Raw genomic sequence first — 14,900 nt, forward strand, 5'->3', positions numbered from 1 at the left:
AATTATATGGATTTAATCCTAAAATAGGGCCAAACTGTCAAACGACCAATGGCTGCTAACAAAATAAAACCACCAACCAATTGCCCAGCTAACAAAGGTTGATTTAAAAAATACCAATTTAAAACCACAGCAATAACCGGCCACAGTAATTCTAAAACAGCCGCCAAAGAAGCTGGTGTTTTGCGCAAGCCAAAATAATATAAAAACATTGCACCCAAACCAGGACCTAACAAAATAAGTCCTAATTTAATAAGATCGCTTGATTGGGGCAAAGAAAAACCTAACCACCCTTGTTGCCAAAATAATAAAATAGCCAAAGCTGGCAAAGCTATTAAAAAACGTAAGGCTGTTACTAATCGATAATCAAGATTATTAACCAAATAACGACCAACCACTGTAGCGCACCCCCAACTCACAGCCGCCGTAACTGCCAATAAAGCCCCTAACCAAGCCAGCTTAGACCCTATTGGCCAAACCGGCCAAGCAAAAGAGAAGGCTGCCAAATAACCACCAACCAAAGCTAAAATCGCCCAATACCAAAAATGCTTGGGTAATTTTTCTTTAAGCCAAATAGCCGCTAGTAAAAAAGTTACTAACGGTTGAAGCTTTATTAATAAAATACTGGACGAAGGATTTAAATATTTAAAAGAAGCGGTAAAAGCCAAGGTAGCCAAGGCCGAAGCTACTAAACCGATAAAAATAATAGCCAACCACTCCCGAGCCTTAATTTCCTTCAGTTTAGACCAATTATAAAAAATAATTGGTCCAACTATAAAAATAGCTATCCCGTGCTCCCAAAAAACAATAGCAGCCGAAGTTAAATTTTGAGTTAACGGCAAACGCAAAAGACTATCCGTCGCCCAAAGTAAAGCGGCACCAATTATAAAAAGAGACTGCCCATTCATAAATAACCCGCTAATCTTCCTGGTTGATATCGTCTACCACTACAACCTTATTACTATTTAAAATTGTTACCAAAAACTTATCACCTAAACTACGTCTTTCATTATATTCACGAGTAGATAAAACAGTATAATTAATTTCTCGGTTAACTTCTTTTTGAAAACGTTGAATTATTCGGTTAAGCAAAGTTTTATCCACTCGACCAACTATAATTATATCGGTTGGCATATTTTTCGCACCAGTAAAATGTCCGGTCAAAGCCAAAAAACGTAACTTACCCGATTCTTTAAGTCGCTTAATTAAATCTTGTTCAATTAAAAGCTGAGACTTAGTTAATAAAGCTTTTAACTCTGCATTCAAAACAAAAGACGGACTTAACTGATAAAACTTTTTATCGTTTTTTTGCTGGTGAGTAATCATGCCTAAATTAGTCAAATTGGCTAATTCACGACGAACAGAATTAAGCTGCTCGTCTATTTTACGAGTTAACTCACGCACGTAAAAAGAACTGTCCTGATTTTCCAAAAAAAACTTCAATAATTTCACTCTTGTCCGCGAACCAAATAATTGTTCAAGCATGATTATATTATGACTTTTAATAAACTAACAAATGTCCTAAGCTATTAGTAGAATGGTCTACCCTAAACTTAAGAGAACAGCTATAGTATACTCAAAGTATAATTATAGGTAAAGTCCTTATGTCTAACAACGCCATTGGCCCGACGGCCAAAGTAGCTACTTTAAATATACCGACCAAAGACACAAAAATTACCACTTCCGTCTGGCCAGCCACTAACGGTACTCTTTTGGTACTCTTTGAATTAAATATTTCACCAGCCTTAGCTCAAGATTTTGTAGCTACCTTAACACAAACAATTGAAAAACATTGGCCTCAACTATCATTACAAAATCTGCCGGCCGATAATCTTTTGGAACAATTATTAGCTCATTTAAATTTTGTTTTGGAAGCAAAAAAAAGATTAATGGGTAACCCCTTAGCACCACGCTATCACTTAGCCGTGGCTTTATTACAAGAAAATAACTTAGCTTTATCTATTGTCGGTCGAGTAAATGCCCTTCTAATAACATCCGATAAAATAAATAACCTAATCAATCAAAGTGGGCCAACCGGTAAACCAATAAGTAAACCAACCTTTGAACAAATTACCAGTGGCCGACTGGAAGCTGGTGAAAGTTTTATTTTAGCCAGCACTTGCCTGCTTGATTATTTTTCTATAACTAAATTACAAAAAACACTTAATTCACAAAATCCGGGAGCCGCCTTACGAGACATAGAAAAATACATAAACCAACTACCCCATAGCACACCTTTGGGTATAATCGCTTTACGTTTTGGTTCAGTTTTTCTACCTAGCGGTACTGCTCCATCTTTAGATAAATTAATTAGCACCGAATCAGCCACCTCTCAACTGCTTAAACCAAAATTATGGCAATATTTAAAAAATAAGTTACTAAAAAACCAAACTAAACCGATTGCGTCCATAGCTCCAGTCAAACCAATGAAAGATAATTTAGTTTCCCCAGAAATCATTAATCAACCCGTTGCTACTCCAACCCCAGTATTCCCTCCTAAAATTAAACCAAACCAAGGAAATATATTAGCCAAAATAAAAACCTTTAATAAAAATTTACAAAAAACATTAGCTAAACTAATTTGGCTAACCAGCCGGGAAACAGCCAAAAATACTTTAGCTAATTATTTAGGCCATAAGATAAAAGAATGGCGTCGACTATCTTTAACAAAAAAAATAACCTTTATCTTGGCCGTTCTTTTACTAACAGCTTTTTCTACCAGTATTATTTCTTTAGGTCGTGACCGGCTTAACCTAAAAGACAGCGAACTTTACAATGAATTAGTTACTAATTTAACCGAACAACAAGCTGGTTTAGAAGCAGCCTTAATCTATCACGATGATGATAAAGCACAAAATTATCTAAACGAAGCAGAAAACCTCCTTAAACAATTACCGCGCAACTCCTCTTCTAGGCAAGCTCAATATAAAGTTTTACAAGAACATTTAACAACTCTAAAAAATCGACTGCAAAGAAAAGCAGACTTGGTCAACTTAAAAAAATTCAGTACGCTTCCTCAAGAACAAAATTGGCTTGGCTTAAATTTTAAACAAAATTCTCTTTTAAGCTATAGCGTTCAAGGCCAACTTTACCAAACGGACAACCAAGGTAAAACTAAAAAATTATTCGACTTGCCAACCGAACTGATAGAATTAAAAAATGCTTTTATCACCGACAATGACGGCCCTTTACTTTTTCAAGGCACTAATAACAAATTAGCCTTGTTTAATAATTTACAAAGCCAAGTTAGTTTAATATCAAACCCACCCGCTCTCCTAGCCGCTACTTGGTATGATGGAAAACTTTATTACTTGGATGCCGAATTAAAAACCATTTTTCGTAGTCGCCCTCAAGGTAATAACTTAAATACTGCTCGTTGGCTTAAAGCCTCACAAGGTGAAATAACAGACGGTTTGGCTATTGGTGTGGATGGTTCTATTTATATTATTACAGCCAATGATCTTAAAAAATATACCTCCGGGTTATTAAACGACTTTTCCTTGCAACAAATTGATCCACCCCTGCAAAAATTGTCGCAACTTTGGACACAAATAAATAACGATTATATTTTTTTACTGAGTCGTCAGGACAAACGCCTAATAATACTAAATAAACAAGGCCAGTTAATAATACAACTTTACTTCCCGGAAATTAATAACTTACAGGATTTTACACTGGATACCAAAAGCCAAATTATTTACCTGCTTGATTCCATAGGGTCTATTTATAAAATAGAACTGGCTGGCTACTTAAGTTAACAATAAAAAATAAATAATTAACTACACAAAAACACCTTGTGTTATATAACACAAGGTGTTTTTTAAACCGGCTTGAATTATTTATTTCAAAGTCACTTTGGCACCAGCCTCTTCCAATTTTTTCTTCATAGTCTCAGCCTCTTCTTTAGGAGCGCCTTCTTTAACTACTTTAGGAGCGCCATCTACCATATCCTTGGCTTCTTTAAGGCCCAAAGCGGTTATTTCACGCAAAGCCTTAATGACGCTAATTTTATTAGCACCAGCTTCGGTTAACTCCACATTGAAAGAATCCTTCTCTTCAGCGGCAGCTGGAGCGCCGGCGGCAGCTGGAGCTACGGCCATAACTGGAGCGGCGGCGGAAACGCCGAATTTTTCTTCAAGCACTTTTACCAACTCAGCCAAATCTAGTACCGAAAGTTTTTCTATTTCGGCCACTAATTTCTCAAACTTAGCTGGCACTACAACTTCTTTTTTATCTTCTGACATAATTTCTTCAGATTAAGAATAATTAAATTAAAAATAATAAATAAATTTATTTGCTAGACATTGCTTTAAATACCTGCACCAATCCTCGCAAATTGCCTTGCAAAACATTAACAAAACCACTTAACGGTGCAGCTATGGTACCAACCACCTGACCAAGCAATTCTTGCTTACTAGGCAATTTAGCTAATTCATTAACTTTATCCGCGTTGACAAAAACCTTTTCCAAAATACCTCCCAAAATTTTAAACTTATCATGACTTTTACCATAATCAGCTAATAACTTGGCAGCCTCTACTTCATCTACCTGACTAACAGCCAAACTAACACTGCCATTAGGTAAACTAACTTCCGAAGCCTCTTTTAAACCAGCTGATACTAAGGACCTTTTTAAAACAGTCCTTTTAACAACCTCATAACTAATTCCTTTATCGCGTAAAATTTTACGCAATTCTTGCAAATCCTTAACACCCAAACCGGTAAAATCAGCCATAACAATACCCTTGGCTGTTGTTAAAGATTGGCTTAAAGAATTAGCCGTGGCTACTTTACTAGAACGTGATTTTGCCATAATTTTATAAAAATAAAAAATCTGAGGATACTTTCCACAGACTTATAAAAGCTTTTAGCTATATTATCTAATAGCTAGTGGCTAATAGGCCTCGGCAGGCCCTTGAGGCTTAACCCCGCGTAGGCGGGGACCTGCTGTCTGTGGCTATTTATTTACGAAATTAATTATATAGCAACAATTTAGCTATGTCAAGGTTTTAAATAAAATCGGCACCGCTATTACTAGCAGTGCCTTAAAAGTTACTTAACAACCACATTAATTCGATGGTTACCTTTCACCACCAAATTACCAGTAAAAGATGGATTAGTTTCCATAAATATCAATGGGTCAACTTTTACTAATTTGGCTAAATCATCAATTTTAATATTTTTTTCCAACTTAATACTAACTTTGGCTATTCTTTTAAAAAGAGAATCATACTTTTGTACATCGATCAAACCAGGTAAAAATCTATCCGGCTGGCTAAAAATTAATTTAACAGCCATAATCAGAAAAAAATATCGCCGAGTTTCGTTTGGCAGCCGTAGAACAAAATAATTATCAGTTTTTTGTTCTAACATCTGTTTTTGCACCCTAGCTGAACCGGCGTTGTAACAAGCCAGAGTTATGGGCCAACTTTTATTAGCTTGATATAAATCAGCCAAATGTTTAACCGCTGCCTTGGTAGCCGCTATAGGATCGCGCCGCATATCCAAGCCTTGCTTAACCGGCAAATTATATTTTCGGCCAGTTGATTCTATAAATTGCCATAAACCAACCGCTTTAGCCACCGAAATTATAGACGGATCCAAACCACTTTCCAACAAGGCCAGGTACTTTAAATCCTGAGATAAACCGGCAACAGTTAATTCATTTTCAAATAAATCAAAATACCGACCCGACCTTAACCAGGACAAAAGCAAAAACTGTTGGCGTTGCAAAAGAAAAGTTATTTCTGTTTGTAACCTTTCCCTGATAAATTCATTTTGCATAGTAAATAGGCTGTCGCAAAATAAAATTTTTTCCTCGGGATTAATAACAAAATTTATCAACTGCCCCCGACTTAAACTGTCAGCTAAACTTTTTGCGCCATCCAGCTGACTGATCAAAATACTGTTCTGTTTATCAAGCTGCCTGATAATCAAGTCTTTTTCCGTATTTTTAACCAGACTATAACCCAACCAAGCTGATAATACGACAAAAAATACGATGATAAACCTATTATCGTTTTTCATTTGTTCACCTTTATTTTTAATTTACTTTTTTATTATCTTTTTAGCTTTCCTACTACCTTAATACTGATAAACCAACTCTGTCAACTAAATTATCGCCTCCCCTTACGACTGACTAAATACTATTCCTTAGCATATTTATAAAAACTTTAAAATAACTCTTCACCATCTTGGAAAAGTTTTTTTAAAGTCTTAATAGACTAATTTAAATTATCTTAAATATTTTTGCTTGGCTGCTTTATGCTCGTCAAAATTTCTAGAATAAATAACCTGCCCCTGCGGAGTAGTTAAAAAATACCAATAATCGTTAGCTTTAGGGAAAAGACTGGCCCGCAAAGACACTAAACCGGGGTTACTAATTGGTCCTGGCGGCAAACCACGATATTTATAAGTATTATAAGGAGAATCAATCTTTAAATCCTGCAAAGAAACTGCTGGCGAACTTTTACCAGTGGCATAGTTAACAGTTGAATCAGCCTGCAAACCCTGACCAACGGCTAAGCGGCGCCAAAAAATATCCGCCACCATAGCTCGATCAATATCCGTTTGAACTTCTCTTTCCACAATACTGGCCAAAGTAACCAAACTATGAAGGGAAATTTGTCGCTGGTCTAATTCTTTAAGCCAATCCTCATTTATTTGTTTTTGAAAATGACTTAACATTTTTTCCAAAATATCCTCTAGCTTACCCGAACGATAAACACGGTAAGTATCGGGAAACAAATAACCTTCCAAGTTGCCATTTTTTACAGCCCCAGCAAATAAAGCCGGCTTTAAGTCAGGATATTTAACCAAAAAATCCGCCGGTTTATTAGTCAAAGCTTTAAAATCCTTAGCCGTTGTTAAATCATTACTAGCTAAGTAATCAGCCATCTGATTAATTGTCCAACCTTCAATAAAGGTTAAAGATAATTCATTCGCCGGCCTAACCCCACCAGTTAAAAGCTTGGTGATATTAACTACATTGGCATCGCTAGGTAATAAATAATCGCCAGCCACGAATTTTTTTTCGGCTCTTTTAAGCCATACCCAAGTTTCAAACCACCAACGATTACGAATAAGATTGTTCTGCCAAAGATTATAACCAATTTGTTTAACACCTTCACCAGCCACCACGGAAACAGGTGTTAAAGAACCCGCGGATCCAACCGGCACATAAAATTGCCAAAACACATAACCGCTTAATAAAACTACTATAAATAAACCAATGGCTGATAGTTTAAAAAAATTACGCTTTGGTTTGTTAAAAAACATATTTGTTCAAAACTATAAATATTTTATTAAATCGGCTGGCTTTAACATAGCCACCAAATTTTTAACAGCCTGGGCTTTATTAATCGGACAAATCAAAAGAACTTCTTTGGTATCTATAACGGCCATATCTTTAATTCCAGCTGTAGCTATTAAACGATCACTTAAACTATAAATCAAATTATCGGTCGATTGCCAACCCAAATACTTTCCTTTGACAGCATTAGTTTGAGTTTTTTTCTTAATGATATCAAAAACCGAACGCCAATTACCAACATCCACCCAGCCAAAATCAGCCGGCAAAACCAGTAAATTATTAATTTTTTCCACTACGGCGTAATCAAAAGCAATTGATTTTAATTTAGCAAAAGAATTAGCCGAAACTGTATAATAATCGGTTTTTTTTAAAATCGATTGAGTTTTTAAAAATTTAAAAATAGCCGACGCATAAATCGATAAGTTCTTTTCCAAGGTAACTGGTTTAAAAAAGAAAATTCCCGAATTCCACAAATAATCCCGACTAGCTAAATATTTTTCCGCCTGATCAAGTAACGGTTTTTCGGTAAATTTTTTTACTCGGCAAGCCGGCTTTAATCCTTTAATCGTTTGGCCGACTTTTATGTAACCATAACCAGTTTCAGCATAACTTGGTTTTAAACCAATTAATAAAATACTTTCCGGTGACTTCTCGACAATCTTAGCCGCTTGGCGCAAAACTTTTAAGTAACCAGCTACCCGCTTAATATAATGATCGCTATTAATAGTACCCACTACCTCACCTGGATAAATTTCGTTTATTACTTTAGCTGCTAAAGAAATAGCTGGCGCGGTATTTTTAGATTGTGGCTCAACAATTAAATGATTGTTCTGTAATTCTGGCAATTGTTTTTTTACAGCTGCCAAATTAACCAAGGTCGTAGAAACAAAAATATCTTCTATTTTAAAAGACTGGCGCAAGCGACGCCAAGTATGTTGCAATAAAGTAAAATCATCAAAAAAGGGTTGGATTTGCTTGGGATTGTTCGATTTAGATAAAGGCCAAAGCCTAGTACCTGAACCGCCAGCTAAAATTAACAATTTCATAATAAAAGTTTAAATATTCTATCGTAATTCAACAAAAACGACAAATTACTTCCGCCCATCTTAAGCCGAAACCAAAGGTACAAAAATAAAACCGGGGTAAATTTTTTTTATGATTTTATTTTTTTGCCTTTGCCAAACCAATAAACTGTGTTCATGGCGACCAACTGGCGCCACTAAACGCCCAGTATCGGATAATTGCTCCAATAATTCCTCTTTGAGCTCCTGAGCCGCGGCTGATAAAATTATCCTGTCATAAGGTGCTTCTTTTTTATAACCACCACTACCATCAGCCGCTAACAAATTAACATTGGCATAATTATAAAAAGATAAATTCTGCTTAGCCTGCTCAACTAAAGTAGAAATTATTTCCAAAGAAATAATTTTTCCTTGAGGTCCAACCAAGGTGGCCAATAAAGCCGTAACAAAACCAGAACCACTGCCGACTTCTAAAATTTTCATACCTTTTTTTACTGCCAACAAATCCAACATAAAAGCTACAACCGACGGCTGAGAAATCGTTTGCTCTTTGCCAAGTGGCAAGGGAGTATCTTCATAAGCTTGATTAATAAACTCCGGCGGTACAAATTTTGCCCTGTCTACTTTTAACCAAGCCTCTTTTAATTCAGTTGATTTCAATAATCCCCTGCCTAAAAGACCTTCTAGTAATTCTTTTTGGCTGGACATAATAAAGGCTCCTACAATTTAAAGGGTAACACTTAATTTATAGCTTGGCTATTTTTTTAAACCGCCAGTTTAATAACTTTTCTTTTATAATCCAAACTAAATAACCAAATAAAATTCCTAAAAAAGCGCTAACTACAACATCAGTAAAATAATGTACTCCCACCCCCAGCCTGGCTAAAGCCACTAAACCAGCTAGACTATAAGCCAACCATTTACTAGTCGGCTGATACTTAGCTACTAAATAAGCTAACAAAAAAGCTAAACCAGCATGCCCAGAAGGAAAAGAACTGCTTAAGGGAGACATATTAATCAAAGGGGTAAAACCAAGACTCACAAAGGGCCGGGGCCTAAACCACAAAAAATTAACCACTAATAAAAAAACATAAAATGATCCAGCGCCAACTAAACTTATAGCTAAATCAAAAATAGTTCGCTGGTTTTTTCTAAAAATTAAAATAATATACCAAAATAACATTAACCAAATTAAAACCACGGCTAGAAAAATTATAAGCAAAGACCAAGCTGGTGAAGAGTTGGCTAAAGCATATAAAAAATTTACTATTTTTTCATCCATACAACTATTTTTGACAAATTGAACACCAATGAGTGCCTCGACCAGCTACACGACTTTTACTTATCAGCTGGCTACAATTAGGACAAGGTTGACCAGCTCGACCATAAACTAAACGTTTAGACCAATAACTGCCCGGCCGGCCAATAGCGTCTACATAGTTACTAAAAGAAGTACCCCGCGCCTTAACAGCCTTTTTTAAAACCGACTTAATTGACTGATAAATTTTTTTAATTTCTAAAGACGTTAAACTTTTAACTCGCCGATCAGGCTTAACACCTGACAAAAATAAACTCTCATCAACATAAATATTGCCCAAGCCCGCTATTACCGATTGATCCAACAAAACCGCCTTTAGCAAAGAACCAGACCGTTTTTTAAGATTATCCGTCAAAATCGGTAAAGTAAAATTTTTAGACAACGGTTCTGGTCCGTATTTTTTTAACAAAGCTGACAAAGCCCCTTCTGACAAAAATAACCAATAACCAAATTTGCGCACATCATTAAAATAAAGGTTCAAACCACCAGATAAACTTAAAACCAAACGCGTAAATTTATTCGGCACTGTAGTAACACCGCTAATAGGGTGACCCCCGCTGGCCAGGCCTTTTTTGGTTTTTATAACTATTTGACCAGTCATTTTTAAGTGCACCGCTAAACTAACCCTCCTGCTTAAATGAAATAGTAAAAGTTTAGCCCGCCGATCAACTGATTTTATTTTTAATCCCTTAAAAAATTGCTGATAATCTTTAGGCTGGTTACGCAAAACTGTTTTATCTATAACTAACAATTCTTTAATAGTCCGGCCAATCACCAGCTTTTTTAAATCCTGCCTGATGGTTTCTACTTCCGGCAATTCGGGCATAAAATCCTACAACAGACTTTGACCTGTCATCTCCTTACTTTTAGGTAAATTCAAAACATGTAAAATAGTCGGCGCCACATCAGCCAATACCCCTAAAGGTATTAACTGACTTAAATCATCGGTTACGGGCTGGCCAGCTAAAGCCTTATGTTGCAGTTGACGACTGGCGATAATAAAAGGCACTGGCGTATTAGAATGCTCTTTATCCACTGAACCGGTTTGTAAATTTATTAACCCTTCAGCATTACCATGATCAGCTGTAATAAAAATAGTACCGTCAAATTCCAAAGTCGCCGCCACTATTTCCCCCAAACATTCGTCTAAAATTTCCACGGCTTTAATAGTAGCCGGTAAATTACCAGTATGCCCAACCATATCGGCATTAGCATAATTAATAATTATAAAATCATACAAACCTCGCCTGATTTCTTGTAAAAACCGATCCGTTATAGCCCGAGCCGACATGGCCGGTTTTTGATCATAAGAAGTCACAACTGGCGACGGTATTAAAGCGTGATCCTCCCCAGCAAAAGGCTGCTCTTGTCCGCCATTAAAAAAATAAGTTACATGAGCGTATTTTTCTGTTTCTGCTAGATGAAGTTGTCGCAAATTATTTTCCGCTATAATCCTGGCCAAAGGATACTCCACTTTTTCTGGAGGAAAAATAACTTCTACTGGCAAATTCTTATCATATTCCGTCATGGTGACAATCAGCAAATTCTTCACTGGCTCAACTTTAAACTTATCAAAACCAGGTACTGATAAAGCCTGTGTTAATTGTCTGGCCCGATCGGATCTAAAATTAAAAAATATAACAACATCGTTATCTTGCAACCCTGGATAATCAAAAGTCTTATCTTTAACTACCGTGGGTATTAATTCCTCATCGTAAACACGAGAAGCATAAGAACTTTTTATAGCTTGGGCAGCGCTGATAGCCGGCTTACCTTGAACTTTAGCCAAAGCCTCGTAGGCCGCCTGAATTCTATCCCAATGATTATCCCGATCCATGGCAAAAAAACGACCCATAACAGTTACAATACGGCCGCATTTATTTTTCTTTATTTTATTTTCTAAGTCCTTAATAAACCCGGCTCCGGAATTGTAAGCTGTATCCCGACCGTCTAAAATAACGTGAATTACCACATCAGTTAATCCGTTGTCCTTAACTAAATCCAACAAAGCATACAAATGATCGATAGAACTATGCACACCTCCCGAACTAACCAAACCTAATAAATGCAACCGACTGCCCGACTGCTTAGCTTGAGCTATAGCTTTTAATAAGGCCGGATTGGTAAAAAAACTTTTATTAATGATACTATGATTTATACGCAATAAATCCTGATATAAAATTTTTCCCGAACCAATAGTCAAATGTCCAACCTCACTATTACCCATCTCACCCCAAGGCAAACCAACCGCCTCACCCGAAGACTGCAAGACACAAGTCGGATAAGTAGCTATTAATCTTTTAAAAACTGGAATATTAGCCTGATTAATGGCATTGCCTGGCGAAGGCGGAGCCACACCCCAACCATCTAAAATAACCAAAACAACAGGTTTAAATAATTTTCCTTCTGACATAATTAAGACAACAATCCTGGCCTAGTCATTTCTTTTGGCCGAGGCACCTTCATTAAACTAAGAATAGTTGGCGCAATATCACCTAAGACCCCCTGTTTCTTTTTAAAACAGCGGTCACGCCAATCAACTTGATACAATAAACAGGGTACCGGGTTGGTTGAATGTTCGGTATCCACCTCACCAGTCTTTGAATTAACAGTTTCTTCTACATTACCATGATCGGCTGTAATTAACATGCCTCCATGATGCTTAGCCACTTCATGGCCGATTCTGGCCAAACATTTATCTACTGTTTCCATAGCTATAATACAAGCTTTAGTGTTACCCGTATGGCCAACCATATCTGGATTAGCAAAATTTAAAGTAATAAAATCATACTTTTTATTGCGTAAAACCCTTACAACCTCTTTAGTTATTTCTTTGGCCGACATGTCAGGTTTTTTATCATAAGACATAACATTAACAGAAGGAATTACCAGCCGCCCCTCAGCCGCTATTGGCTGATCATAACCACCGTTAAAAAAATAGGTCACATGGGCGAATTTTTCACTTTCAGCTATATAAAATTGCCGGAATCTTTTTAAAGCCATGGGCAAGGTACCTTTAATATTTTCACTAGGATAAGCTGTTAAAGTATTGCCCAAATCTGGACCAAAATCAGTCAAAGCCACAAAACATAAATTCTTAAGTACTTTTTGCCTTTTAAAGGCCCCGGGGTTAATTTCTTCAAAACGCGACTGAACAAAAGGCTTGGTTAACTGTCGAGCCCGATCCGACCTAAGATTAAAAAAAATGACCGCATCATTATCTCCTATTAAACCGCTACTTCGTCCAGCTGTTTTTAGATAAGTCGGTTTAATAAATTCATCGCTCTCGCCACGATTATAAGCATGCCTAATAGCATCCTCAACTGATTTATCACTTAACCCTTTACCTTGAGTTAATAAATTATAAGTCTGTTCAGTAACCGACCAGTTCTTTTTTCTATCCATGGCATAAAAACGTCCGGTAATTGTAGAAACCACTTCACCGTTTTGAAAGTTTTTCTTTACTTCCTGAATGAATTTTAAAGCGTCATACCGGGCTGAATCTCGGCCATCAGTAAAAAAATGAATAAATATTTTTTTAAACTTAGCTCGTTCAGCCATTTTTAAAAGGGTTATTAAATGATCAGGTGAAACATGGCCACTATTATAATTAGATAACAAACCCATTAAATGAAGCGAAGAACGATTTTTTTTAACATGCTGAAAAGCGCTTCGCAAAGCCTTATTACGAAAAAAACTACCATTGGCTATACTTTTATTTATAATAACCGCATCCTGATCCACTATTCGGCCAGCGCCTATATTCATATGCCCAGCTTCTGAATTACCATCTTGATTCTTGGGTAACCCCACGGCACTACCACTAGCCGCTAATAAAGCTGAAGGATAATTTTTCTCGACCTCTTTTAAAAAAGGTGTCTTAGCTATTAGTAAAGGATTATTCTTTAATTTCTGGGGTGATCTACCCCAACCATCTAAAATCGCTAACACCAAAGGTACTACTGGTTTTTGTTGTTTAGTCATATTATTACCTATCTTGGTTTATAGTCATTAACCGATTATATTTAGCTACTCTCTCTCCCCGACTGGGCGCGCCAGCTTTAAGATAATTGGCCCCAACGGCCACAGCCAAATCCACTATAAAATCATCCATTGTTTCGCCAGAACGATGTGAAACAATTACTTTATAATTATTAGCCTGAGCCTCTTTAACAGCCATGATTGTTTCCCCTATAGTACCAATCTGATTAGGTTTAATTAAAATAGCATTAGCTGTTTTATCCACAATTCCCTGCCTTAAACGGCTTAAATTAGTAACAAATAAATCATCTCCTACCAACATTAATTTTTTACCCAACTGCTCGGTCATAATCTTCCAATTGTGCCAATCATCCTCGGCTAAACCGTCTTCTATAGAAATTAAATTAAAATCTCTGGATAAACTATCATACAATTTTATTAAACCATCGGCTGTAATGGTTTGGCCTTGATAAGTATAGACGCCTGATTCATAAAATTCTGAAGCCGCCACATCTAAAGCCAAACCAACCTCGGCTGATTTATAACCAGCTTCTAAAATAGCTTGCTGTAACAAACCTAAAACTTCTTTAGCCTCTTTAATATTAGGGGCATAACCTCCTTCATTACCAACATTAGTATTGAGTTTATTAGTTTTTAATATTTTTCCTAAAATGTGAAAAATTTCAGCCCCAGCGCGAACCGATTCTGTAGCAGAAAACTTTCCCTTAACAATCCGCTTCGGCACAATCATAAATTCCTGAAAAGACAAGCCATTATCCGCATGACAACCGCCGTTAATTACATTCATCATGGGCACGGGTAAATTATCTGTTATTTTAAAACCAAAAATATCGGCCAAATAAATATAAAGAGGTTGCCCGGCCACTCCAGCGCCCGCTCTCATTAAAGCCATAGAAACACCTAATAAAGCATTGGCGCCTAATTTTGATTTGTTAACCGTACCGTCTACTTCCAATAATAACTCGTCTAATTTTTTTATCTCCGCCATTGACCGACCTTTTAAGGCCCTTTTTATTTCCGTTGTAACATTATCTATTGCCTTAAGAACACCCAAACCATTATAACGCTTACTATCACCATCTCTTAATTCCCAAGCTTCATGCCGGCCAGTAGAAACTCCGGAAGGCACGGCCACGCTATAAACACTTTCATCACTTAAAACTACCGCCACCTGCAAAGTGGGATTGCCTCGCGAATCCAATATTTCTCTGGCTGTTAAATCTTTAATTAATGGAAAATTTGCCATAATT

General features: G+C 36.6%; 14 protein-coding genes and 1 other annotated feature. Of the genes, 1 reads left to right on the top strand and 13 read right to left on the bottom strand.

All coding sequences use genetic code 11. The annotated features are described in order from the left end of the window. Positions 1–2: 2 nt before the first annotated feature. Positions 3–905, bottom strand: coding sequence for a DMT family transporter (locus KKC17_03975; GenBank protein MBU1039348.1), 903 nt, complete (start codon positions 903–905; stop codon positions 3–5). 10 nt (positions 906–915) lie between these two features. Then, the gene (locus KKC17_03980; GenBank protein MBU1039349.1) at positions 916–1,482 is read right to left on the bottom strand and encodes a hypothetical protein; all 567 of its coding nucleotides are present in this window, start codon (positions 1,480–1,482) and stop codon (positions 916–918) included. Positions 1,483–1,601: 119 nt separating this feature from the next. On the opposite strand from KKC17_03980, the gene KKC17_03985 reads away from it, so the two are divergent. Continuing rightward, positions 1,602–3,755 (top strand): hypothetical protein, encoded by a 2,154-nt coding sequence (locus tag KKC17_03985; protein MBU1039350.1) that lies wholly within the window; start codon positions 1,602–1,604, stop codon positions 3,753–3,755. Between the two features lie 81 nt (positions 3,756–3,836). On the opposite strand, the gene rplL is transcribed toward KKC17_03985, so the two are convergent. The 11 genes from rplL to eno form a co-directional block, all read right to left on the bottom strand. Next, entirely contained in the window at positions 3,837–4,241 is a 405-nt protein-coding gene (gene rplL / locus KKC17_03990) for a 50S ribosomal protein L7/L12 (protein ID MBU1039351.1), read from the bottom strand. Between the two features lie 46 nt (positions 4,242–4,287). After that, the gene (gene rplJ / locus KKC17_03995) at positions 4,288–4,809 is read right to left on the bottom strand and encodes a 50S ribosomal protein L10 (GenBank protein ID MBU1039352.1); all 522 of its coding nucleotides are present in this window, start codon (positions 4,807–4,809) and stop codon (positions 4,288–4,290) included. A gap of 3 nt (positions 4,810–4,812) precedes the next feature. Next, positions 4,813–4,971: a sequence feature (ribosomal protein L10 leader region), on the bottom strand. Between the two features lie 77 nt (positions 4,972–5,048). After that, the gene (locus KKC17_04000) at positions 5,049–6,023 is read right to left on the bottom strand and encodes a lytic transglycosylase domain-containing protein (GenBank protein MBU1039353.1); all 975 of its coding nucleotides are present in this window, start codon (positions 6,021–6,023) and stop codon (positions 5,049–5,051) included. 207 nt (positions 6,024–6,230) lie between these two features. Next, complete coding sequence (gene mltG / locus KKC17_04005) at positions 6,231–7,274, bottom strand: endolytic transglycosylase MltG (GenBank protein ID MBU1039354.1); 1,044 nt, start codon at positions 7,272–7,274, stop codon at positions 6,231–6,233. Between the two features lie 12 nt (positions 7,275–7,286). Further along, on the bottom strand, positions 7,287–8,354 hold the full coding sequence (locus KKC17_04010; GenBank protein MBU1039355.1) for a hypothetical protein: 1,068 nt from the start codon (positions 8,352–8,354) through the stop codon (positions 7,287–7,289). A 60-nt stretch (positions 8,355–8,414) separates the two neighbouring features. Continuing rightward, on the bottom strand, positions 8,415–9,038 hold the full coding sequence (locus KKC17_04015; protein ID MBU1039356.1) for a protein-L-isoaspartate(D-aspartate) O-methyltransferase: 624 nt from the start codon (positions 9,036–9,038) through the stop codon (positions 8,415–8,417). Between the two features lie 37 nt (positions 9,039–9,075). After that, on the bottom strand, positions 9,076–9,612 hold the full coding sequence (locus KKC17_04020; protein MBU1039357.1) for a phosphatase PAP2 family protein: 537 nt from the start codon (positions 9,610–9,612) through the stop codon (positions 9,076–9,078). A 4-nt stretch (positions 9,613–9,616) separates the two neighbouring features. Continuing rightward, positions 9,617–10,474 (bottom strand): DNA-formamidopyrimidine glycosylase, encoded by an 858-nt coding sequence (mutM, locus tag KKC17_04025; protein MBU1039358.1) that lies wholly within the window; start codon positions 10,472–10,474, stop codon positions 9,617–9,619. A gap of 6 nt (positions 10,475–10,480) precedes the next feature. Continuing rightward, positions 10,481–12,061 carry a 2,3-bisphosphoglycerate-independent phosphoglycerate mutase gene (gpmI, locus tag KKC17_04030; GenBank protein MBU1039359.1) on the bottom strand — a complete coding sequence of 527 codons (1,581 nt, stop codon included), beginning with the start codon at positions 12,059–12,061 and terminating at the stop codon, positions 10,481–10,483. A gap of 2 nt (positions 12,062–12,063) precedes the next feature. After that, on the bottom strand, positions 12,064–13,632 hold the full coding sequence (gene gpmI, locus KKC17_04035) for a 2,3-bisphosphoglycerate-independent phosphoglycerate mutase (GenBank protein ID MBU1039360.1): 1,569 nt from the start codon (positions 13,630–13,632) through the stop codon (positions 12,064–12,066). 4 nt (positions 13,633–13,636) lie between these two features. Next, positions 13,637–14,896, bottom strand: coding sequence for a phosphopyruvate hydratase (gene eno / locus KKC17_04040; GenBank protein MBU1039361.1), 1,260 nt, complete (start codon positions 14,894–14,896; stop codon positions 13,637–13,639). Between the last annotated feature and the right edge of the window lie 4 nt (positions 14,897–14,900).

This window comes from Patescibacteria group bacterium, from assembly GCA_018817715.1.
Taxonomy (GTDB): Bacteria; Patescibacteriota; Patescibacteriia; order Veblenbacterales; family UBA10138; genus JAHITT01.